We start from the raw sequence: 22,002 nt of genomic DNA, 5'->3' as shown, positions 1-22,002 counted from the left end.
GTCAGGGAGAGCCATGAGCGCGACTGACGCAGAGGCACCGTCGACGGCCAACAAGATGAGCCTCCCGACGCTCACCGCGATGGTGGTCGGCGGCATGGTCGGCGCGGGCGTGTTCTCGCTGCCGGCGCGGTTCGGCGTCGCGACGGGCATCCTCGGGTCGCTCATCGCGTGGGCGATCGCGGGTGCGGGCATGCTGATGCTGGCCTTCGTCTTCCAGAACCTCGCGATCCGCAAACCCAACCTCGACTCTGGTGTGTTCATCTACGCCAAGGCAGGGTTTGGCGACTATGCGGGTTTCAACTCCGCGATCGGGTTCTGGGCGAGTGCGGTCGCGGGCAACACGTTCTACTGGGTGTTCATCACCGCCACGCTCGGCGCGTTCTTCGACGGCTTCGGCGACGGCGACACGCTCCTCGCGGTGGCGCTGGGGACGGCGGGCGTGTGGTGCTTCCACTACCTGATCGCCCGCGGGGTGCGCGACGCGGCGATCATCAACCGGATCGTCACCGTCTTCAAGATCCTCCCGATCATCGTGTTCATCATCGTGCTGTTCGCGAACTTCGACGCGGGCGTGTTCGCCGACAACTGGACCGCGTACGGCTACGGCGACCTCGGCAACCTCGACGAGCAGGTCCGCAACACGATGATCATCACGACGTTCGTGTTCATCGGGATCGAGGGCGCGAGCGTCTACTCGCGCTACGCCAAGAAGCGCTCCGACGTCGGACGCGCGACGGTGCTCGGGTTCCTCAGCGTGCTGTCGCTGTTCGCGCTCGTCACGCTGTCCAGCTATTCGGTGATGCCGCAGCCGGAGCTCGCCGACACCCGCCAGCCCTCGATGGTCGGCGTCTTCGAGTCGGTCGTGGGCAACTGGGGCGAGGTCTTCATCAGCGCCGCGGTCATCGTGTCGGTGCTCGGGGCCTATCTCGCGTGGACCCTGATGGCCGCCGAGGTCATGTACATCCCGGCACGCAACGACGACTTCCCGCGGTTCCTCGGCCAGGAGAACGAGAAGGGCACCCCCATCACGGCGCTCGTTGTGACGTCGCTCGGCGTCCAGGCACTCCTCGCGCTCACCCTCGTCATCGAGGACGCGCTCAACTTCATGCTCGACCTGAGCACGAGCCTCGCGCTGCTGCCGTACCTCCTCGCCGCCGCGTACGCCCTCAAGCTCGGCCTGACGGGCGAGGCGTACGAGGGTGTCTCCGCCCGCACACGTCGTACGGAGACGATCGTCGCCGGTATCGCCACGGCGTACACGCTGTTCCTCTTCGACGCCGCCGGGCTCGAGTTCCTCCTGCTGTCGACGCTGATCCTCGCTCCGGCGACGCTCCTGTACGTCAAGGCGCGCACCGAGAACGGGCGCCGCCTGTTCACCCCCACCGAGATCGCGCTGTTCGTCCTCATCGTCGTCGGAGCGATCGCCGCTGTCACCGCGCTCTGGACCGGCCGCATCACCCTCTGACCTCCTCAGAAAGGCACCGCCATGACCGAAACGGCCCCCGCAGGCTCGTACGGAGTCCACTCCGAGGTCGGCCGGCTCCGCAAGGTGCTCGTCTGTCGTCCCGGGCTCGCGCACCGGCGGCTCACCCCGACGAACGCCGACGACCTGCTGTTCGACGACGTGATGTGGGTCGAGAACGCGCAGCGCGACCACGCCGACTTCGTCAACAAGCTCACGAACCGTGGCGTCGAGGTCGTCGAGCTGCACGACCTGCTCGCGCAGACGGTCGCCGTCCCCGAGGCACGTGACTGGCTGCTCGACCGCAAGATCGTCGCGAACGAGGTCGGGCTGGGGCTCCTCGACGGCACCCGGTCGTACCTCGAGACGCTCACCCCGGCGGCCCTCGCCGAGCTGCTGATCGGCGGCATGGCGACGGTGGACCTGCCCGAGGACTACCGGACCTCGTACCTGGCGATGGCGCGCGAGTCGACCGGCGTCCAGGAGTATCTGATGCCGCCACTGCCCAACACGCTCTACACCCGTGACACGACGTGCTGGCTGTACGGAGGAGTGACGCTCAACCCGTTGTTCTGGCCGGCACGGCACGACGAGACGCTGCTGATGAAGGCGATCTACGGGTTCCACCCGGACTTCGTCGGCTCGACCGTCTGGTGGGGTGACCCGGAGCTCGACTGGGGGCAGGCGACGTTCGAGGGCGGCGACATCATGCCCGTCGGCAACGGCGTCGTGCTCATGGGCATGAGCGAGCGCACCTCGCGGCACGCGATCACGCAGGTGGCGCAGGCGCTGTTCGCGCAGGGCGCGGCCGAGCGCGTCGTGGTCGCGGGGATGCCGAAGCTGCGCGCCGCGATGCACCTCGACACCGTCTTCACGTTCGCCGACCGCGACGTCGTCACGCTGTACCCGCGGATCATGGACGCCGTCCACACGTTCTCGCTCTTTCCGAGCGACACCGAGCCTGGCGTCGAGGTCGTCGACGAGGGGGAGGGGCGGTTCGTCGAGGTCGTCGCGCAGTCGCTCGGGCTGCCGGAGCTGCGGGTGATCGAGACCGGGGGCGACGTGTATGCGTCGGAGCGCCAGCAGTGGGACTCCGGCAACAACGCCGTCGCGCTCGAGCCCGGGGTCGTGTTCACGTACGACCGCAACACGGAGACCAATGCGCTGCTGCGCAAGGCCGGGGTCGAGGTCATCACGATCGTCGGCGCCGAGCTCGGGCGCGGGCGCGGGGGCGGGCACTGCATGACGTGCCCGATCGTGCGCGATCCGGTGGCCTTCTGACCGTACGGGCGGTGGTGGGCGGGGCGCTGGCTCAGCGCGTCAGCGCGGCCTCCTCGCCGAGTCGGCCGAGCTTGTGCGGGTTCGCGACGGCGTAGAGGCGCGTGATCCGGCCGTCCTCGACCACCACGCTGACCACGCCGGCGGCCGCGCCATCGAGATCGACCCGCGCCGCAGGTGCACCGTTGAGCCACGTCGGCGACATCGTGTACGCGGCCTGCTGCCGCGAGAACGCCATCAGCAGACGCGCCACACGGTCGGCGCCGACGATCGGCCGCTTGGCTGCGGGGGCGAGCCCGCCTCCGTCGCCCACCGCGACGACGTCGGGTGCGAGCACGTCCATCAGTGCTTGCAGGTCTCCTCCGCTCAGCGCCGCCATGAACTGCTGGACGACCGCCTCCTGTTGCCCCCGGTCCACCGTCGCGCGCGGGCGCCGCTCGGCGACCCGCGTACGGGCACGGTGCGCGATCTGCCGCACCGCAGCCGGAGACTTGTCGACGGCCTCCGCGATCTCGTCGTACGGGGCCTCGAACACCTCGCGCAGCACGAACACGGCCCGCTCGGTCGGCGCGAGCGTCTCGAGCACGGTGAGCATCGCGAACGACACGCTCTCGGCGAGCTCGACGTCGTCGGCCACGTCGGGGCTGGTCAGCAGCGGCTCGGGGAGCCACTGGCCGACGTAGTCCTCCCGGCGCCGCGACACTGTGCGCATCCGGTTGAGCGACTGGCGGGTCACGATCCGGACGAGGAAGGCGCGCGGGTCGCGGACCTCGGCCCGTGCGGACGTGTCGAGCCCGGCCCACCTCAGCCACGTGTCCTGGACGACATCCTCGGCGTCCGCAGCGGAGCCGAGCATCTCGTACGCGACCGTGAACAGGAGGCTGCGGTGGGCCACGAACGGGTCGGTCATGCCGGCGACGTTACGCCGCTCGGGGTCGCGAGCGGTGCCAGACCGCAGGCGGCCGCGTAGCCCTGACCTTCGATGCCGAGCGCGACGTTGCCGCGGGCCATCTGGTTGGCGATCGCGATCCAGGTCGTCAGCTCGACGAGCGCCGGCGCGCCGAGCTGGTCGAGCAGCCGTGCGGACAGCGCGTCCGTCACGGTCGGCGGCGTCTGCGACATCGCCTCGGCGTACTCCAGGACGTCACGCTCGAGCGACGTGAACACGTCGGACTCGCGCCACCGCGGCACCTCGCGGGCCTTGTCGACGTCGAGTCCCTCGTGGTGCGACTGGAAATAGCCGAGGTCCAGACAGAACGAGCAGCCGATCAGTGAGGCGACAGCCATGTGGGCGTATGACTTGAGGCTCTTGTCGCACTTGTCCCACTTCGCGGTCTTCGTGCTGAGGGAGAGGCTGGCCTTGAGGACCGGCGGGTTGTTCCAGAGCACGCCGAGCCCTTCGGGGACGTCACCGAACATCTTGCGGCTGAACCTCTTCACGGCGGCGCCGTACAGGCCGGTGATCTCGGTTGGCGGTACGCGGGTGGTGGTCATGTTTCCTCCTCGGTGGGGTGGTCTTGGCATGAAGACACCGCCCGACGTCGACGTGTGACAGCCGGCCGCGCGCCCGCCGACGGACGGCCCGTACGGAACGGCGGGGACGCCCGGCGTGGGATACCGCAGAACGGCGTGGCGCGCCCTTAGGCTCGCCAGCATGGCGAGCCGTACGTCTTCCCCACCGCGAGGGTCGTCCAAGAAGAAGAGCTCGCGGTCGTCCGGAGGCCAGGACCGACGTCCGCAGCAGCGCGGCCGTGGCTCGACCAAGCGTCAGCCGCCGGCCCCGCCGCCGAGGACCGGCCCTGGTCCGTTCGTCCGTGCCCTCAGCGTGATCGGGCGCGGCATCGGTGCCCTCTGGATGGGCCTCGCCCGCATGACCGGGGCAGTCATCCGCAGCATCGGCACGGCCGCACGCGACCTCGACCCGGAACACCGCCGCGACGGGATCGGTCTCGCGCTCATCGGGCTCGGCGTGGTCGTCGTCGGGGCCGTGTGGTTCCAGGTCGACAGCCCGGTCACCGTTGCCGTCGCCGAGGCCGTCTCCAACAGCGTCGGCCTGCTCGCCTGGACCGTGCCGCTGGCGCTGTTCGTGGTCGGCGCCCGGACGATGCGCGACCCGGAGGCCAACGGTCCGCTCGGCCGCCAGGTGATTGGCTGGGCGGCCCTCGCCGGTGGCACGCTCGGGATCGTCTCGATCGCCAACGGCATCCCCAAGCCGTCCGAGGCGGGTGGCGACGGCATCCGCGATGCGGGTGGCGCGATCGGCTTCGGCGTCTCCAAGCTGCTCGACGACCTGCTCCGCACGTCGTACGTGACCGTTCCTCTGCTGGTCCTGCTGGCGTTCTTCGGTCTGCTGGTCGTCACAGGCACGCCCGTCTACCGCATCCCCGACCGCATCCGCGGCGCACGCGACCTGCTCCTCGGCCGCCGTCACGTCGAGCCCGATGCCGCCCCCGCCGGGCCCGCCCGCAAGCGCGCGCCGCGCGGCGGTGCCGGCAGCGACGTCCCGTACGACAACCCGCTCGTCGTCGGCGCCGACGACGAGCCGACCATCGACACCGGGGCCCGCAAGGGCAAGGCCAAGGCCAAGAACGCGCCGAGCCCCGACGACGACACCGTCGGCGTGGAGGTCCCCGCGGCGGCTGCCCCGCCCGACGACGAGCCGGTCGAGCTGCCGCCGATGACGCCGCTGCCGGCACGCGCCGAGCAGCTCGCGCTGTCCGGCGACATCGTCTACACCCTCCCGGCCAACGACATGCTCCGCGAGGGCACCCCGCACAAGGCGCGTACCGCGGCCTCCGACGCCGTCGTCGCTCGGCTCACGACCGTGCTCGAGGAGTTCGCCGTCGATGCCGAGGTCACCGGCTACACGCGAGGCCCGACGGTCACCCGGTACGAGATCGAGCTGGGCCAGGGCGTCAAGGTCGAGAAGATCACCGCGCTCGCCAAGAACATCTCGTACGCCGTCGCCTCCAACGAGGTGCGCATCCTCTCGCCGATCCCCGGCAAGTCAGCGATCGGCATCGAGATCCCCAACACCGACAAGGAGACCGTCTCCCTCGGCGACGTGCTCCGCTCCAACCGGGCGCGCAGCGACCACCACCCGATGGTCGTGGGCCTCGGCAAGGACGTCGAGGGTGGGTTCGTCGTCGCCAACATGGCGAAGATGCCGCACCTCCTCGTCGCTGGCGCCACCGGCTCGGGCAAGTCGAGCTTCATCAACTCGATGATCTCGTCGGTGCTCATGCGCTCGACGCCCGACGAGGTGCGGATGATCCTCGTCGACCCCAAGCGCGTGGAGCTCACCGCGTACGAGGGCATCCCGCACCTCATCACGCAGATCATCACCAACCCCAAGAAGGCCGCCGAGGCGCTGCAGTGGGTCGTGCGCGAGATGGACCTGCGCTACGACGATCTGGCCAACTTCGGGTTCCGCCACATCGACGACTTCAACAAGGCCGTACGCGAGGGTTCGGTGAAGGTCCCTCCGGGCAGCGAGCGCGTCCTGGCCCCGTATCCGTACCTGCTCGTCGTCGTCGACGAGCTCGCCGACCTCATGATGGTCGCGCCGCGCGATGTGGAGGACTCGATCGTCCGCATCACGCAGCTCGCGCGTGCGGCAGGCATCCACCTCGTGCTCGCGACGCAGCGGCCGTCGGTCGACGTCGTCACGGGCCTGATCAAGGCGAACGTGCCGAGCCGGCTCGCGTTCGCGACGTCGTCGCTGGCCGACAGCCGCGTCATCCTCGACCAGCCCGGTGCCGAGAAGCTTGTCGGTGGCGGTGACGGACTCTTCCTGCCGATGGGCGCCAACAAGGCGGTGCGCATGCAGGGCGCCTGGATCACCGAGAAGGAGATCCGCGAGGTCGTCCAGCACTGCAAGGACCAGCTGCAGCCGGTCTATCGCGAGGACGTGACCGCGCCTCAGACCACCAAGCGCGATCTCGACGACGACATCGGCGACGACCTCGATCTGGTGCTGCAGGCCGTCGAGCTGGTCGTCAACACGCAGTTCGGATCGACCTCGATGCTGCAGCGCAAGCTGCGCGTCGGCTTCGCGAAGGCCGGCCGCCTGATGGACATCCTCGAGTCACGTGGCGTCGTCGGCCCCAGCGAGGGCTCGAAGGCGCGCGACGTGATGATCAAGCCGGACGACCTGGACGAGGTCCTGGAGACGCTGCGGGGAGAGTGACATGACGGATCGGCTGGAGCAGGGACGAACGCCCGACCCCGCAGGTACGGGGGCGGGAGAGGTGCTGGAGGTACGCCGCAGCGCCGGCGTGCTGGCCCTCGTCGCGGTGGGTGCGGGTGTGCTCGCGATCGCGTACGCCGTGCGCGCCGCCGAAGGGTCGATGCTGCTCTGGCTGGTCGCGGGACTGCTCGCGGGCGGCGGCCTGCTCGCCGGGCGCGGCTGGTTCGACGCCCGGAGCCCGCTGCTGGTCGCGGACTCGCTCGGGGTTCGGGTCCGGCACGGTGACGCGTGGCGGGGCTTCCCGTGGGCGGACGTCGACCACATCGTGCTCGCGGAGCCGCGCGGCCTGCTCGCGGACGGCGCGATCGACGTGGTCGCCTCCGACGGCACGGCGTTCGTGGTGCCGCTCGGGCTGGCCGTACGGGCGAGCAGCGAGGACGTGGCCGCCGCCCTGCGGCAGCTGTCGGGCGACGACGAGATCGTGGTCGAGCCGGACCCGGATCCGCAGGACGGACCCGATCCCGCCGCCCCCGTCCCTCCCGTCCCCGATTCGATCCCTCCCGTCCCCGATCCCGCCCCTCCCGTCCCCGATTCGGTCGATTCTCCACCGAATGACGAGCCGGATCCGGTGGAGAATCGACCGAATCGGGGACGAGAGGGCGGCCCTGATCTTGTCGAACCCACCGTCAGCGCCCCTGCCCGGATCGACCTCGGCCTGGTCCAGAGCGTGGGCAGCTCCGCGCTCGCCCCGGGATACAAGGTCGTCACCGCCCTGCGTGCCAGCCGTGGCCGCCCCGAGCTGGTCATCGATGCCCCGGCGGCACGCGTTGCCCCTCCGCTCGTGGTCGACGAGCCAGCGCCCGAGTCCGAGCCGGAAGACGCGGAGTCTGAGACCGTGCAGACCGTTCCCGGCCTCGGCGACCTCCTCCGTACCGCTCGCGAGAGCGCGGGAGTCTCGATCGACGGGCTTGCTGAGCGCACCCGTATCCGCCCTCACGTGATCGAAGCCCTCGAGGCTGACGACGTGTCGGCCTGCGGGGGCGACTTCTATGCCCGCGGGCACCTCCGCTCACTCGCCCGCGCCCTCGGCGCCGACCCCGCGCCGTGGATCGCCCGCTACGACGCCTCGTACGCCCAGGCCCCGATCCCGGCTCGTGCCGTCTTCGAGGCCGAGCGTGCGACGGGCTCGCAGACCATCCGCGTCGCCCGCGGCGGCCGGAGCTGGCTCGCCGTGACTGTCGTCGTCCTCGTGCTCGCGATCATCTGGGGGATCGGGCAGCTCGTCGTCGGCAACGGGGACGATGCCGACGCCCCCGCGGCCGTCCCGACCGAGGTCGCGCCGCCGCCTACCGACCCGTCGTCGCTGGCCGGTCTCGGTGCCCCGACCACGAACCATCTCCTCATCCGTGGCAAGGAGAAGAAGCCCACCAAGATCACCGTCACCGACGGGACGGGCGCGACGATCTGGACGGGCGACATCGCCAAGGGGGAGTTCAAGCGCGTCAGCGTCGTCGGGCCCGCCAAGGTGTCCGTCGGAAGGGCCGACGCCGCCACAGTGGCGGTGAACGGTGGCAAGGCGCGGCGCGTCGCAGACGGCTCCGAGAAGGCGTCGACCACGGTCGGTGATTCTTGAGGGTGGCGATAGGCTGGACGGAGGTCATAGGGCAGGGGCACCAGACGACCTGCACCCCCGTCCCAGCCCGAGGAGAGAGATGAACGACTCATCGACGCCCGCTGCCACGCAGGCGCCGAGCAACTACAACATCGCGAACGCGTTGACCGTCCTACGGATCGCGTTCGTGCCGTTGTTCGGGTGGCTCCTCCTCATCGACGGAGGAGACGACACCGGTCTTCGTCTGGCGGCCTTTGCGGTCTTCGTTGTCGCGATGGCCACCGACCGCATCGACGGCAACCTCGCACGCAGCCGCGGCCTCATCACCGACTTCGGCAAGATCGCCGACCCGATCGCTGACAAGGCGCTCACGGGCATGGCGTTCGTCGGGCTCTCGATCATCGGCGCTCTGCCGTGGTGGGTCACGATCCTCGTCCTCGTCCGCGAGTGGGGCATCACCGTGATGCGCTTCGGCGTCATCCGGTATGGCGTCATGCCCGCCTCACGCGGTGGCAAGCTCAAGACCGTCCTTCAGGCCGTCGCGCTCGCCGCGTACGTCTTCCCGATCGAGGCGCTGCTGCCCGACTGGATGATGTGGTTCGCCTACCTGACGATGGGTGCGGCCGTGGCGGTGACGATCGTGACCGGTTTCGACTACATCGCTCAGGCCGTACGCATGGTGCGCGAGTCCAAGGCGAAGGACGCTCCCGAGCAGGTCGCCGGCCGCCCGTGACCGCGCCGGCTGGTGCTGATCCTGCCGCGCTGATCGCCGAGCTCCGCCGGCGTACGGAGTCGCTCGCGCTCGCAGAGTCGCTGACCGGGGGAGCGCTGTGCGCACGCCTGGTGGATGTCTCCGGGGCGTCGGACGTCGTGCGCGGGGCCGTCGTTGCGTACGCGGCAGACCTCAAGGCCACACTGTTGGGTGTGGATGGACGGCTCCTCGAGGAGCGCGGCACCGTCGATCCGGGAGTCGCCGAGGCGATGGCGCAGGGTGTGCGTGACCGCCTCGGTGCCACGTACGGGCTCGCGACGACTGGCGTCGCCGGCCCGGGCCCGGCCGAGGGCAAACCCGCAGGCACCGTGTTCGTCGCGGTCGCCTGGCCGGGAGGAGTGCGAAGCCTGGGTCTGGCGCTCGACGGTGACCGCGGCGCCGTGCGGAGCGCGTCCGTCGACGGCGCGCTGGCGCTGCTCGCCACCGTGCTCGGCGAGGGGCGAAACGCCCGCTGACGTGAGCACGTTGCCGGTGTGCGACCGGGAGCGCATAGAGTGGTGGGAAGAACACGGCTCGACGAGGAGTTGTACCAAGTCTGAGAGCGGAGGTGTGAGATGACGGTGCTTCGACGTTTGATCGGCGAGGTCCTGCGGGCTCGCCGGATGGCCAAGGGCCTGACGCTGCGCGACGTCTCCGCTGCTGCTCGGGTGAGCCTGGGCTACATCTCCGAGGTCGAGCGCGGCCAGAAGGAGCCCAGCTCCGAGCTCCTCGCCGCTCTCTGCGACGCCCTCGACGTGCCGATGTCGCAGGTCCTGCGCGACGTGAGCGCGCTCATGGAGATCCAGGAGCAGTCGACGATCGACGCCTCGATCGCGCTGGCGCCTGAGTCCGACTCCGTCGGCGTCCGCTGAGCTCGGCTGCCTCGGAGCACCTGGCCTCTGCGCAGTCAGCCTTGGCAACTGCGCGGTGCGCCGATCCCGCCTCGCGTCCGTCGACGGTGACCGTCGAACGTATCGCATACGCCGGCCCGCTACTCTCGCCGGACCTCCTGGTCAATTCGTCGCTCTCGGCTGACCGCTGATGGTGCGGCTGTCGCCCTCTGCGTCCGCGTTGTGAAAGCAACCTGACCGTTTCCGCCGGTCAGTTCGGTCAGATTGCCTTCACAACGCGGACGCGACGACGACGGAGGTGGGGGAGGGCTGGCAGTGCGGGCACCAGTACGTGACGCGCTCCTCGACGCCGTGGGTCTGCGTCACGACAGGGGTGCGCCGCTCGATGCGTGTGCCGCAGCGGCGACACGGCTCGCCGCCCCGCCCGTACACCCACGTGCGCTGACCACGCCGGTCGATGCCCGTGGTGACGATCGCGGGGTAGTCGCGGTTCGCGAGGAGCATGCGCCGCGCCGTCGTGACCGTACGGGCGAGGTCGGGGTCGTCGCCGACCGTGGTGTCGGGGTGGAGCCCGCGGACATACAGGATCTCGTTGCGGAAGATGTTGCCGACACCCGCGAGGTTGCTCTGGTCGAGCAGCGCCTCGCCGAGGTTGCGTCCCGGGTCGGAGACCACCCGACGCAGCGCCTCGGCGGCGTCGAACTCCGGATCGAGCAGATCGGGGCCGAGTCGCGCGCGGACCGCGTCGGCCTGCTCGAGCGACAGCAGCTCGACCGTCGGCAGCAGGAAGCCGACGGCCTGGACACGCTCGGTCGCGAGCACCACCCGCGCCTCGTGCGCCGGTCGAGACCAACGGGCACCAGCGTCGTACGTCCGCCACGAGCCGTCCATGCCGAGCCGCGTGTGGAGCGAGACGTCGCCGATCCGGGCGAAGAGGTGCTTGCCGCGGCTCGTCACGCCGTGCACCGCCTCGTCGGCGAGGTCGAGGGTTGCGAGCTGGGGGACGCGGAAGTCGGTGCGGACGAGGGTGGCGCCACGTAGCGCCTTGTCGAGCCGGCGTGCCGTACGCCAGACGGCGTCGCCCTCGGGCACCCGTCAGCCCCGGATCCGCAGGCCGCGGGGGGTCGCGTGGAATCCGGCGCGGGCAAGCGCGTCGCCGAGGGCCGTGCCGAGCACCGCCTCGCCGTCGGCCTTCTCGACGGTCAGGCGTCCGAGCGCCCCGTCGCGTACGGCGGTCGCGAGCGCGTCGATCGCGGGCTCCAGCCGAGCAGCGCCCTCCGGATCGTCGAGGTCATCGAAGGTGAGCAGCGTCCGGCCTCCGCGCTCGACGTACAGCGACAGTGCTCCGTCGACGAGCACCACGAGTGCTCCGGCCTTGCGCCCGGGCCGGTGCCCGCCGCCGGTCTCGGGCCAACCGAGCGCGGCCCCGTACGGGTTGGCGGGGTCGGTCGCAGCGAGCGTCACGGCGCGGCGCTCGGCGTCCTGGCCGGGTTCGCGGGCGTACGAGCGCAGGCGGTCGACGGCGCCGGCGGTGGCGAACTGTGCCGCCCCGAGCCCTTCGACGAAGTAGCCGCGACGCGCGCGCCCGGCCTCTTCGAACCCGCTCAGCACCTTGTAGACCGCGGCGAACCCACCCGTCACGCGTTCGCTGACGGCGGTCCCGCGCGTGACGATCCCGTGGCGCTCGAGGAGCTGCTCGGCTGTCGCGTGGGCGCGGAGGGTCGGGTTGTCCTCGGGGCGGGGGATGAGCGCCCAGCGGCCGCCGGCGGTCGGCGGGCCCGTACGGGAGGGCATCGTCGGTCGCGCGAACGACGGTGAGCGGCGGCCGCGAATGCGTGGAGCGCTTCGGGCGGTGCGATGGGCCGTACGGCCGGCGCCGATCAGCGTGCGCAGCGGCGCGAGGGTGTCGTTGGTGAGGTAGCCGGCCCAGACGAGGTCCCAGAGCGCGTCCGCGAGCTCGGTGTCGTCGACGCGAGCCGGCTCGGTGCCGGAGCCCAATGCTCCCGCGGCGACCGCGTCGGCGAGCTGGCGGAAGAAGTAGGCCCCCCCGGTCTGGACGACCCCCAGCACGGCTTCCTGGAGCGCGCTGAGCTCGAGCTCGGACGGCGCGGCGAGCGTGAGCGGCGCGGTGTCCGCGAGGTGGAGCGAGATCCAACCGTCGTTGCCGGGCAGTGCGCCGACCCCGGACCAGACGACCTCGCCGGCCGTGGTGAGCTCGTCGAGCATCGCGGGGGAGTAGTCGAGCACGCGTGAGCGCAGGACCAGCGGCTCGAGCGCAGACGCGGGGACCGACGATCCGGCGAGCTGCTCGATTGCGGTCACGAGCCCGTCGACGCCGCGCAGACGCCCACCGACGTGCTGCCAGGCGGGCAGGAAGCGGCCCAGCGTCTCGGGAGAGACCGGCTCGACCTCCTTGCGCAGCGCCGCGAGCGAGCGCCGCCGCAGCCGCCGCAGGACCTCCGCGTCACACCACTCCGATCCGCCGGCGCCGGGCGTGAACTCGCCCTCGGTCACGCGCCCGTGGCCGGCGAGGCGGCGCAGCGTCTCGGACACGACGGCCACTCCGAGGCCGAACCGCGAGGCGACGTCGCCGGCGACGAACGGCCCGTGCGTACGGGCATAGCGCGCCACGAGGTCGCCCAGCGGGTCGTCGACGGGCTCGACGAAAGCATTCGGCACTCCCATCGGGACAGGCGTGCCGAGGGCGTCGCGCAGTCGCCCCGCATCCTCGACGGCGACCCACCACTGGGCGCCCTCGCCGACGCTGGACGGCGCCGCGACCCGGATCACGCGGCGCGCTTCGGCCAGCGACACCAGCCATGCCGATGCCTCGGACGGCTCGGTGCAGCGCTCAGCGACCTCCTCGGACGTCATCGGCCCGAGGACGCGGAGCAGGTCGGCGACCCCCTCGGCGCCACGGGCGCGCCGGTCCGGCACGAGCCGTTGGAGCTCGGCCTCGATCTGCGCGATCACCTCGGCGTCGAGCAGGTCGCGCAGCTCGGCACGGCCCAGCAGCTCCGACAGCAGCGATGAGTCGAGCGAGAGGGCCGCGGCACGACGCTCGGCCAGCGGGCTGTCGCCCTCGTACAGGAACGCGGCGACGTAGCCGAACATCAGCGACTTCGCGAACGGCGACGGCTCCTGAGTCGCGACGTCGACGAGGCGCAGCTGACGGCTTTCGAGGTCGCGCATCATCTGCACGAGAGACGGCACGTCGTACACGTCCTGCAGCACCTCGCGTACGGTCTCGAGCACGATCGGGAACGTCGGGTAGCGGCGCGCGACCTCGAGCAGCTGGGCGGCACGCTGGCGCTGCTGCCAGAGAGGGCTGCGGCGTCCGGGATCACGGCGGGGCAGCAGCAGCGCCCGCGCGGCGCACTCGCGGAACCGCGCGGCGAACAGTGCCGAGCCGCCGACCTCCTCGGTGACCAGGTCCTCGATCTCGTCCGGCGTGAACGCGAACAGCTCGCCGCCGGGCGGCTCGGCATCGGTCTCGGGAAGGCGTACGACGATGCCGTCGTCGCTGGCCATGCTCGCGGAGTCGAGGCCGTATCGTTCGCGCACGCGCGCCCCCACCGCGAGCGCCCACGGGGCGTGTACCGCAAGGCCGAGCGGGGAGTGCAGGACCAGACGCCAGTCGCCGAGCTCGTCGCGGAACCGCTCGACGACCAGCAGCGTGTCGTCGGGGACGCGTCCGGTCGCCTGCTTCTGCTCGTCGACGAGGGCGAACAGGTTGTCGATCGCGTATCGGTCGAGCCCCGCGGCCTCGCAGCGTGTCCGGGCCTGGTCGCGGGCGCCGGTCGCCATCGCGCGGGTGAATGCGCCGAGCGCGCGGCCGAGCTCGATGGGCCGCCCGGGGTTGTCGCCGCGCCAGAACGGGAGCCGCCCGGGCTGACCATACGCGGGGGAGACCAGAACTCGGTCGTGCGTGATGTCCTCGATGCGCCAGCTCGTGGCGCCGAGGGCGAACACGTCGCCGACGCGCGACTCGTACACCATCTCCTCGTCGAGTTCGCCGACGCGCGCACTGCCACGGGCGGTGGACTCGGCACCGACGAGGTAGACGCCGAACAGCCCGCGATCGGGGATCGTGCCGCCCGAGGTCACCGCGAGACGCTGGGCGCCGGGGCGGCCGGTGAGCGTGCCGGCGACGCGGTCCCACACGATGCGCGGGCGCAGCTCGGCGAACTCGTCCGACGGGTAGCGGCCGGCGAGCAGGTCGAGCGTGGCGTCGTACGCCGAGCGGGGGAGTGTCGCGTACGGGGCCGCACGGCGGACCGTCTCGTAGAGCTCGTCCACGTCGAGCACGTCGAGCGCGCACGCGGCCACGACCTGCTGGGCGAGGACGTCGAGCGGGTTGGTCGGGACGGACAGCTCCTCGATGGCTCCCGAGACCATCCGCTCGATCGTGACCGTGGCTTGGAGGAGGTCGCTGCGGTGCTTGGGGAAGACGACGCCGCGCGAGACCTCGCCGACCTGGTGGCCGGCACGCCCGACGCGCTGCAGGCCGCTCGCGACCGACGGCGGCGACTCGACCTGGACGACGAGGTCGACCGCGCCCATGTCGATGCCGAGCTCGAGGCTGGAGGTCGCGACCACGCACGGGAGACGGCCGGTCTTGAGATCGTCCTCGATGAGGGCGCGCTGCTCCTTGCTGACGGACCCGTGGTGGGCGGCTGCCAAGATCGGCGGCGCGACCGTGGGCGCCGGGCTGGCCGCCGTCACCGACGCACCAGCTTGGGCCATTGTCTGCGCGGGAGTACGCGGTACCGGGTCGACGCCCTGCCTCGCGGCGTGGATCTCGTTGAGGCGGGCGGTCAGCCGCTCGGCGAGTCGGCGCGAGTTGGCGAAGACGATCGACGAGCGAGCCTGCTCGACGAGGTCGACGACCCGCTCCTCGACGTGGGGCCAGATCGAGGCCTGGTCGCGGGGATCGGGGTCGTCGCCGTCGTCTGTGCCCGTACGCGTGGGGAGCGCGGTCATGTCTTCGACGGGGACGACGACCGAGAGGTCCCAGCGCTTCTGCGACTCCGGCGCGACCACGCGCACCGGGGCGGCGCCGCCGAGGAAGCGCGCGACCTCGGTGTGCGGGCGTACGGTCGCCGACAGGCCGATGCGTTGCGCGGGTCGGTCGAGGAGCGCATCGAGGCGCTCGAGGCTGAGCGCGAGGTGGGCGCCGCGCTTGGTGCCGGCGACCGCGTGGACCTCGTCGACGATCACCGCCTGGACACCGCGCAGCGTCTCGCGGGCGGCGGAGGTGAGGACGAGGAACAGCGACTCCGGCGTCGTGATGAGGATGTCGGGAGGACGGGTCGAGAGCGTACGGCGTTCGGCGGGCGTCGTGTCTCCGGAGCGGACGCCGACCGTGACGTCGCGAGGCGCGGCCGACTCGCCGGTGGCCGCGAGGCGCTTGGCGGTCTGGGTGATGCCGACCAGGGGGGAGCGCAGGTTGCGTTCGACGTCGACGGCGAGGGCCTTGAGCGGCGAGACGTACAGGACGCGCGTGCGCTGCTTGGGTTCGTCGGACTTCGGGCCGGTGATGAGCTGGTCGAGCGCCCACAGGAACGCCGACAGCGTCTTGCCGGATCCGGTCGGCGCGACCACGAGGGCGTTGCTGCCCTGGGCGATCGCGTCCCACGCGCCGGCCTGTGCGGGGGTCGGGGCCGGGAACGCGCCGCGGAACCACGCCGCGGTCGCGGGCGAGAAGCGGTCGAGCACATCGGGCACCCGTCCATCCTGCCTCGCGGGGCTGACACGTTCAGGTGGCCCGCCCCGCGATTTGACGCGTTGCCCACCGAATGCGCCCCGCGAACGGTGGGCAAGGCGTCAAATCGTGGGGCGGACGGGGCGCCGGGCGGGCCGATATCGACAAGACAACTGTCAGCAGACATCCCTAAGGTCGAACGGTGACGGAGGCGATGATCGAGGCGCACGGGCTGCGCAAGGCGTACGGGGACTTCGAGGCGGTCAAGGGCATCGACGTGGTGGTCGGGCGCGGCGAGGCCTTCGGCTTCCTCGGCCCGAACGGTGCCGGCAAGTCCTCGACGATGCGGATGATCGCGGCGGTCTCGCCGACCAGCGGAGGCACGCTGCGCATCCTCGGACGCGACCCGGCGACGGACGGGTCCGAGATCCGCGCCCGGATCGGCGTCTGCCCGCAGGAGGACTCGCTCGACACCGACCTCACCGTCTACGAGAACCTCGTCGTCTACACGCGCTACTTCGGGTTCTCGCGGTCGTACGCCCGGGCCAAGGCCGACGAGCTGCTCGCGTTCGTCAAGCTCACCGACAAGCGCCACCAGATGGTCGACGACCTCTCCGGCGGCATGAAGCGGCGCCTCACGATCGCGCGCTCGCTCGTCAACAACCCCGAGATGCTGCTGCTCGACGAGCCGACGACCGGGCTCGACCCGCAGGCTCGCCACGTCGTCTGGGACCAGCTCTACCGGCTCAAGCAGACCGGCGTGACGCTGGTGCTCACGACGCACTACATGGATGAGGCCGAGCAGCTGTGCGACCGGCTCGTGGTCATGGACGACGGCCAGATCGTCGCCGAAGGCGCCCCGCACGAGCTGATCGCGCGCTACTCGACGCGCGAGGTCGTCGAACTGCGGATGGGCGTCGGCGAGAATGAGGCCGCCGCCCAGCAGGTCGCCGATCTCGGCGAGCGCGTAGAGGTGCTGCCCGACCGTGTGCTGATCTACACCGCCGACGGCGAGAAGGCCGCCGAGGCAGCCGTGGACCGAGGGCTGCAACCCCGTTCGACCCTCGTACGGCGCTCGACCCTGGAGGACGTCTTCCTCCGCCTGACAGGACGGGCGCTGGACGCATGAGCACTGCCCCGGCGATCTCGGAGGTGCTGCACGACCGACCGCGCGGCGACGGCGGTCGATGGGCCGCCGTACGCCGCCAGGTCCCGTACTACCTGACCGTGCTCCGCCGTACCTGGCGCGGCTCGATCTTCTCGTACGCGGTCCTGCCGGTGATCATGCTGGCGTCGTTCGGCCTGGGGCTCGGCAGCTTCGTCAATGACGACGCGGCGCTCGGCGGGGTCGACTACCTCGACTTCATCGCGCCGGGCATCCTCGCGACGTCCGCGCTGACGGCGGCGGCGGGGGAGGCGCTTTACCCGGTGTATGCGATGTTCACCTGGACCAAGATGGCGTACGCGATGTCGTCGACGCCGCTCGGCGCGGTCGACGTCGTCAACGGCGTGACGGCGTACGTGACGTTCCGCGTGGCCACGGCGACGGTCGCCCTGACGATCGTGCTCGGCCTCTTCGGCACGCTCGCGTCGGTCGGCGGCGCGTTGCTGCTCGTCCTGGCAGGCACGCTCGTCGGTGCGGCGCACGGGGCGGTCTTCATCGGGTACGCGGCCTGGACCGGCTCCGACAGCGCGCTGACGCTGATGTTCCGGCTCGGCGTGATACCGATGACGATGTTCTCCGGCGCGTTCTTTCCGATCGACCAGCTGCCGGAGGTCGTTCAGGTGATCGCTCACGTCCTCCCTGCGTGGCACGGCGTGGAGCTCGCGCGGATGTGCAGCACCGACACGCTGACGCCGATGGCTCTCGTGTACGTCGCGTACCTCGTGGTCGTCGGTCTCGCCGGCTGGTGGTGGGCGCGACGGGCGTTCGGACGACGTCTAGGGAGCCAGTGATGAGCACGACGACGGTGCCGACCGAGGCGCAACGCCGCGAGGCGCAGCGGCGGACCGGTTCGGGCCGGTTGGTCGGCCGCAACATCCTGGTCTACCGACGGGCGCCGCTGGTGTTCGCGTCGGGGTTCCTGGAGCCGCTGATCTATCTGCTGTCCATCGGGGTCGGCGTCGCGGCGCTGGTCGGGGACGTGACCCTCGACAACGGCCAGGAGGTCCCCTACACGGTCTTCGTCGCGCCGGCGATGCTCGCGACGCAGGCGATGAACGGGGCGCTGTTCGACGCGACGTTCGGGGTCTTCTTCCGACTCAAGTACGAGCACCTGTACGACGCCGTGCTCGCGACGCCGATGCGGCCGGTGGACGTCGCGGTGGGTGAGGTGACCTGGGCGACGCTTCGCGGGGCCGGCTACTCCGCGGCGTTCGTCGTGATCATGGCGGTGATGGGGCTGACCGAGTCGTGGTGGGCCCTGCTGGCCCTGCCGGCAGCGCTGCTGGTCGCGTTTGCGTTCGCCGCCTGCGGCATGGCGCTGTCCACGTACATGCGCTCGTGGCAGGACTTCGAGCTGATCCAGGTGGCGGTGATGCCGATGTTCTTGCTGTCGGCGACGTTCTACCCGCTGTCGGCGTATCCGGGGTGGCTTCAGCAGGTGGTTCAGGTGACGCCGCTCTACCAGGCGGTGGACCTCATCCGTTCGCTCACGACCGGGCACGTAACGCCGGGGTTATGGCTGCCGGTCGTGTACTTCCTCGTCTTCGGCACGCTCGGGCTGCGTGTCGCCTCGCAGCGGGTGGGCACGCTGATCCTGCGCTGAGCCGCCTGGGGCTCAGGGTGCGGGCTCGGCTTCGAGCACCTCGCTGACGACACGCTGGAGGTCGGTACGCCGCGCCTGCAGGCCGAGGATCTCGGCGCAGTCGTTCATCATGTCGCGGTAGAGCGCGCCGGTGGCGACGACCTCCTTGTCGATGTGCCCGAACACCTCCAACGCCGTTGTCCCGTACAGGCGAGACCACGCGCGGACGAAGGCCCACGTCGCTTCGGTGGGGACGTCGGTATTGAGCTTCGACGTCAGCGACGTCGTGAAGCTCTCCTCGGCGGGAGCGGGGACCGGGCCGGTCGCCGGATAGCCCTGGCGCTCCCAGATCTCGACGACGAGCCGCCCGAAGAAGTTGCCGAAGCGATGCGCCGCCGCCGTGCACTCCGCTCCGACCACCGTGGCGCCGGACGGCGGCTCGACGGGGCCTCCGAGCAGGTCCGCGCCGAGGTCGACGGACTTGGCGCCGCTCGTGATCGGATTCGCGAAGGTCAGCCCGAACTCCTGAGGGTTCTGCAGCGACCACTGCCGGAACGCGGTAGAGGCGGCGACGACCTGGGCCGCCGGGTCGCCCTCGTACGGGGCGGCGGTCGCCTCGAGCGTGGCGAGCAGGTCGTCGTACACCTGCGCGGCGACGCGCAACGTGAGGTCCTCGAGGCTGCTCACGTAGCGGTAGAGCGCCGGCGCGGTCATCCCCATCGTCTGCGCCACCGCGCGCAACGAGATCTCGTGCGTCTCGACGAGGAGCGCGCGTGCTGTGCGCACGATCTCGTCGAGGGTCGCCTGGCGCTGCTGGTCGCGGCGTGTGGGCCGACCCCTTGACATCGCGTCCATCCGCTCAGCATAGTAAACAGTGTTAGCGGTGAACGCTGTTAACAAGAGTGAACGCCATTCACTATGTGGTGAAGATGACGGGGGATTCCGATGGAACGGTGGGGACGCTTCGTCGCACGACGAGCGGGATGGGTGCTCGGCCTGGGACTGCTGGTGGTCGTGGCCGCGGGGGCGTACGGCACAGGGGTGTTCGGCACTCTCAGCGACGGTGGGTTCGACGATCCCGGTAGCGAGTCGTACCGCGCCTCCGAGCTGATCGACGAGACCGTCGGGCGCCACGGTGCCGACGTCGTCGCGGTCTACGAGAGCAAGGACATGACGGTCGACGCGGCACCGTTCCGCGAGGCGGTCGCCGACGTCGTCGCGGGGCTGCCCGCCGAGGCCGTCGAAGAGGTCGTCGCGTACGGCCCGCCGGGGACCGAGTCGCTGGTCTCGGGCGACCGGCACGCGACGAGTGTCCTGATCACCCTGACCGGCGAGGACCAGGACGCGCTGCTCGAGGCGTACGACGAGGTCCGGCCCGCGCTCGACGGCGACGCCGTCGACGACGGGACGCTCGACCTCGCGGTCGCGGGTCAGTGGGCGGTCTTCGACGACGTCAACACGATCGTCTCCGAAGACATCGCCCGCGCCGAGATGCTGTCGATGCCGCTCGTGCTCGTGCTCAGCCTGATCGTCTTCGGGTCGGTCGTGGCCGCACTCATGCCGGTCGGCATCGGGGCCGTCGCGGTGCTCGGTGCCCTCGCAGTCGTGCGGCTGCTGACCACCGTCACCGACGTGTCGGTCTTCGCGATCAACATCATCACGCTGCTCGGACTGGGGCTCGCGATCGACTACGCGCTGTTCGTGGTGAGCCGGTTCCGCGACGAGCTGGCCGTACGCGACTCCTCCGACCGCGCGCAGGTGCATGACGCCGTCGGCGCGACGATGCGTACCGCTGGCCGTACGGTCCTCTTCTCCGGACTGACCGTCGCCACGGCGATGTCCGCGCTGCTGGTCTTCCCGCAGACGTTCCTGCGCTCGATGGCGTACGGCGGGGTGGCCGCCGTGGTCGTCGCGATGGCCGCGGCGTTGACGCTGCTCCCGGCGACGCTCGCGCTGCTCGGCAGGCGCATCGAGGCCGGCGCGATGCCGTGGCGACGTCGGGCGCGGCGTCCGTCCCAGGGCTGGGCGCGCTTCGCCCGCACGGTCATGCGCAGGCCGATCGTGAGCCTCGCGCTGGTCACCGCCTTCCTCTTGCTGCTCGCGAGCCCGTTCCTGTCGGCGTCGTGGGGGAGCGTCGATCACCGGGCGCTGCCGGCGGACGCACCGTCGCGGATCGCCACGGAGAGGCTCGAGGACGGCTTCGGCGGACCGACGAGCGACGCGCAGGTGTTCCTCGCCACCGACGACCGGGCCGACGTGGCGTCGTACGTCACCGACCTGCGCACCGTGGACGGCGTGGCAGACGCACGTACGGTCGCCGCCGCCGACGGCGGCACACTCGTCGACGTCACATGGTCTGGCACCTCGCAGAGCCAGTCGTCCCAGGACCTCGTACGAGATCTGCGTGCGGTCGACGCGCCCGCGGACGCGTACGTGGGTGGCACGACGGCGCAGACGGTCGACATGCTCGACGAGATCGGTGACCGGCTCCCGCTGATGATCGGGCTGATCGTGGCGGCGATGCTGGTGCTGCTGTTCGTCGCGTTCGGATCGGTGGTGCTCCCGATCAAGGCCGTCTTGGTCAACATCGTGTCGATCACGGCGGCGTTCGGGGTGGTGACGTGGATCTTCGCCGACGGCAACCTTGAGGGACTGCTCGGCTACACGTCGTCGGGCTACCTCGACGGGACGCAGCCGATCTTGATGTTCGCGATCCTGTTCGGGTTGTCGATGGACTACGAGGTGTTCCTGCTGTCGCGGATCCGCGAGCAGTGGGACGTCACCGGTGACAACGAGGTCGCGGTCGCGACGGGCGTCCAGAAGACCGGTCGGATCATCACCAGCGCGGCGCTGCTGCTCGCGGTCGTGATCGGCGCGTTCGCGACGTCGGGGATCGTGTTCATGAAGATGATCGGCGTCGGGATGCTCGTGGCGCTGCTGATCGACGCCACGCTCGTCCGGCTCGTCATGGTGCCCGCGACGATGAAGCTCCTCGGCCGCGCGAACTGGTGGGCGCCGGGCCCGCTGCGCCGGTGGTGGGAGCGGTACGGCCTGCGCGAGGGCGGCGCGGAGCCGGCGGCCGGCGGGGTCGGCAAGGAGCGCACCCGCATACTGGCCGAGTGAGGCACAGCGAGCTCTGGGAGCGCATGGAAAAGCACCTCGGTGGCGGGTACGCCCCGGTGTGGGCCGACCACCAGGTGCTGGCCGAGCTCGGCGGGCGGACCGTCACCGAGGCGCTCGACGCCGGGGTCGCCCCCAAGACGGTCTGGCGTGCCGTCTGGGCGGCGTTGCAGCTGCCGCCGGCCGAGCGCTGACGTCGCCTCGAGATCGGAGATCGCCGGCGGTCGGTGGTGTGCAGGGACCCCGCGCGGGTACCGGCCCCTCGTACGACCGGTAAGCCGTTCCGAT

General features: G+C 70.9%; 17 protein-coding genes. 12 read left to right on the top strand and 5 right to left on the bottom strand.

All coding sequences use genetic code 11. The annotated features are described in order from the left end of the window. Positions 1-13: 13 nt before the first annotated feature. Both H4N58_RS12195 and H4N58_RS12190 read left to right on the top strand, forming a co-directional pair. On the top strand, positions 14-1,465 hold the full coding sequence (locus tag H4N58_RS12195; protein WP_167250499.1) for a basic amino acid/polyamine antiporter: 1,452 nt from the start codon (positions 14-16) through the stop codon (positions 1,463-1,465). A gap of 21 nt (positions 1,466-1,486) precedes the next feature. Further along, entirely contained in the window at positions 1,487-2,743 is a 1,257-nt protein-coding gene (locus tag H4N58_RS12190; protein WP_167003420.1) for an arginine deiminase, read from the top strand. Between the two features lie 31 nt (positions 2,744-2,774). On the opposite strand, the gene H4N58_RS12185 is transcribed toward H4N58_RS12190, so the two are convergent. After that, positions 2,775-3,650 carry an RNA polymerase sigma-70 factor gene (locus tag H4N58_RS12185; protein ID WP_167250501.1) on the bottom strand — a complete coding sequence of 292 codons (876 nt, stop codon included), beginning with the start codon at positions 3,648-3,650 and terminating at the stop codon, positions 2,775-2,777. Further along, positions 3,647-4,234 (bottom strand): carboxymuconolactone decarboxylase family protein, encoded by a 588-nt coding sequence (locus tag H4N58_RS12180; protein WP_167250503.1) that lies wholly within the window; start codon positions 4,232-4,234, stop codon positions 3,647-3,649. Before H4N58_RS12180 ends, H4N58_RS12185 begins: the two co-directional genes overlap by 4 nt. Before the next feature lie 160 nt (positions 4,235-4,394). Here H4N58_RS12180 and H4N58_RS12175 point away from each other — a divergent pair, with 160 nt between their 5' ends. From H4N58_RS12175 to H4N58_RS12155, 5 genes are all read left to right on the top strand, one after another. Next, positions 4,395-6,929, top strand: a complete 2,535-nt coding sequence (locus H4N58_RS12175; RefSeq protein ID WP_167250505.1) for a DNA translocase FtsK — start codon at positions 4,395-4,397, stop codon at positions 6,927-6,929. Position 6,930: 1 nt separating this feature from the next. Beyond that, on the top strand, positions 6,931-8,562 hold the full coding sequence (locus H4N58_RS12170; protein ID WP_167250507.1) for a helix-turn-helix domain-containing protein: 1,632 nt from the start codon (positions 6,931-6,933) through the stop codon (positions 8,560-8,562). A gap of 79 nt (positions 8,563-8,641) precedes the next feature. Continuing rightward, positions 8,642-9,274, top strand: a complete 633-nt coding sequence (gene pgsA, locus H4N58_RS12165; protein ID WP_167003410.1) for a CDP-diacylglycerol--glycerol-3-phosphate 3-phosphatidyltransferase — start codon at positions 8,642-8,644, stop codon at positions 9,272-9,274. After that, on the top strand, positions 9,271-9,768 hold the full coding sequence (locus H4N58_RS12160) for a CinA family protein (protein ID WP_167003408.1): 498 nt from the start codon (positions 9,271-9,273) through the stop codon (positions 9,766-9,768). Before pgsA ends, H4N58_RS12160 begins: the two co-directional genes overlap by 4 nt. 99 nt (positions 9,769-9,867) lie before the next feature. Continuing rightward, a complete protein-coding gene (locus tag H4N58_RS12155; RefSeq protein WP_167003406.1) occupies positions 9,868-10,164 on the top strand; it encodes a helix-turn-helix domain-containing protein in 297 nt (98 codons plus the stop codon). 249 nt (positions 10,165-10,413) lie between these two features. Here H4N58_RS12155 and H4N58_RS12150 read toward each other — a convergent pair whose 3' ends face one another. Continuing rightward, positions 10,414-11,235: an Fpg/Nei family DNA glycosylase gene (locus H4N58_RS12150; RefSeq protein ID WP_167250509.1), complete on the bottom strand. Its 822-nt coding sequence runs from the start codon at positions 11,233-11,235 to the stop codon at positions 10,414-10,416. Positions 11,236-11,238: 3 nt separating this feature from the next. Next, on the bottom strand, positions 11,239-15,861 hold the full coding sequence (locus H4N58_RS12145; protein ID WP_370465471.1) for an ATP-dependent helicase: 4,623 nt from the start codon (positions 15,859-15,861) through the stop codon (positions 11,239-11,241). A gap of 200 nt (positions 15,862-16,061) precedes the next feature. Between H4N58_RS12145 and H4N58_RS12140 the strand changes: the two genes are divergently transcribed. From H4N58_RS12140 to H4N58_RS12130, 3 genes are read left to right on the top strand one after another with little or no spacing between them, the layout of a single operon-like run. Beyond that, complete coding sequence (locus tag H4N58_RS12140) at positions 16,062-16,976, top strand: ABC transporter ATP-binding protein (RefSeq protein ID WP_167250782.1); 915 nt, start codon at positions 16,062-16,064, stop codon at positions 16,974-16,976. After that, positions 16,973-17,803: an ABC transporter permease gene (locus tag H4N58_RS12135; RefSeq protein WP_167250513.1), complete on the top strand. Its 831-nt coding sequence runs from the start codon at positions 16,973-16,975 to the stop codon at positions 17,801-17,803. Before H4N58_RS12140 ends, H4N58_RS12135 begins: the two co-directional genes overlap by 4 nt. Next, complete coding sequence (locus H4N58_RS12130; protein WP_167250515.1) at positions 17,803-18,615, top strand: ABC transporter permease; 813 nt, start codon at positions 17,803-17,805, stop codon at positions 18,613-18,615. The genes H4N58_RS12135 and H4N58_RS12130 overlap by 1 nt, the downstream gene beginning before the upstream one ends. Positions 18,616-18,627: 12 nt before the next feature. Here the strand turns inward: H4N58_RS12130 and H4N58_RS12125 are convergent, their stop codons facing one another. Further along, entirely contained in the window at positions 18,628-19,449 is an 822-nt protein-coding gene (locus H4N58_RS12125; RefSeq protein ID WP_167250517.1) for a TetR/AcrR family transcriptional regulator, read from the bottom strand. A 90-nt stretch (positions 19,450-19,539) separates the two neighbouring features. Here H4N58_RS12125 and H4N58_RS12120 point away from each other — a divergent pair, with 90 nt between their 5' ends. Together H4N58_RS12120 and H4N58_RS12115 are read left to right on the top strand one after the other, a co-directional pair. Beyond that, on the top strand, positions 19,540-21,717 hold the full coding sequence (locus H4N58_RS12120; RefSeq protein ID WP_167250519.1) for an MMPL family transporter: 2,178 nt from the start codon (positions 19,540-19,542) through the stop codon (positions 21,715-21,717). Then, positions 21,714-21,908 (top strand): DUF3046 domain-containing protein, encoded by a 195-nt coding sequence (locus H4N58_RS12115; protein WP_167003392.1) that lies wholly within the window; start codon positions 21,714-21,716, stop codon positions 21,906-21,908. The genes H4N58_RS12120 and H4N58_RS12115 overlap by 4 nt, the downstream gene beginning before the upstream one ends. The last annotated feature ends 94 nt before the right edge of the window (positions 21,909-22,002 follow it).

It is taken from the genome of Mumia sp. ZJ1417 (genome assembly GCF_014127285.1).
Lineage (GTDB): Bacteria > Actinomycetota > Actinomycetes > Propionibacteriales > Nocardioidaceae > Mumia.
This window is presented reverse-complemented; position numbering and strand designations above follow the sequence as displayed.

Excerpts from the sequence above, each read along its gene's own strand:
- H4N58_RS12195 (WP_167250499.1), top strand. The coding sequence starts at position 14 with ATGAGCGCGACTGACGCAGAGGCACCGTCGACGGCCAACAAGATGAGC.
- H4N58_RS12185 (WP_167250501.1), bottom strand. The coding sequence starts at position 3,650 with ATGACCGACCCGTTCGTGGCCCACCGCAGCCTCCTGTTCACGGTCGCG.
- H4N58_RS12155 (WP_167003406.1), top strand. The coding sequence starts at position 9,868 with ATGACGGTGCTTCGACGTTTGATCGGCGAGGTCCTGCGGGCTCGCCGG.
- H4N58_RS12135 (WP_167250513.1), top strand. The coding sequence starts at position 16,973 with ATGAGCACTGCCCCGGCGATCTCGGAGGTGCTGCACGACCGACCGCGC.
- H4N58_RS12180 (WP_167250503.1), bottom strand. The coding sequence starts at position 4,234 with ATGACCACCACCCGCGTACCGCCAACCGAGATCACCGGCCTGTACGGC.
- H4N58_RS12170 (WP_167250507.1), top strand. The coding sequence starts at position 6,931 with ATGACGGATCGGCTGGAGCAGGGACGAACGCCCGACCCCGCAGGTACG.
- H4N58_RS12175 (WP_167250505.1), top strand. The coding sequence starts at position 4,395 with ATGGCGAGCCGTACGTCTTCCCCACCGCGAGGGTCGTCCAAGAAGAAG.
- H4N58_RS12190 (WP_167003420.1), top strand. The coding sequence starts at position 1,487 with ATGACCGAAACGGCCCCCGCAGGCTCGTACGGAGTCCACTCCGAGGTC.
- H4N58_RS12125 (WP_167250517.1), bottom strand. The coding sequence starts at position 19,449 with ATGGACGCGATGTCAAGGGGTCGGCCCACACGCCGCGACCAGCAGCGC.
- H4N58_RS12120 (WP_167250519.1), top strand. The coding sequence starts at position 19,540 with ATGGAACGGTGGGGACGCTTCGTCGCACGACGAGCGGGATGGGTGCTC.
- pgsA (WP_167003410.1), top strand. The coding sequence starts at position 8,642 with ATGAACGACTCATCGACGCCCGCTGCCACGCAGGCGCCGAGCAACTAC.
- H4N58_RS12140 (WP_167250782.1), top strand. The coding sequence starts at position 16,062 with ATGATCGAGGCGCACGGGCTGCGCAAGGCGTACGGGGACTTCGAGGCG.
- H4N58_RS12130 (WP_167250515.1), top strand. The coding sequence starts at position 17,803 with ATGAGCACGACGACGGTGCCGACCGAGGCGCAACGCCGCGAGGCGCAG.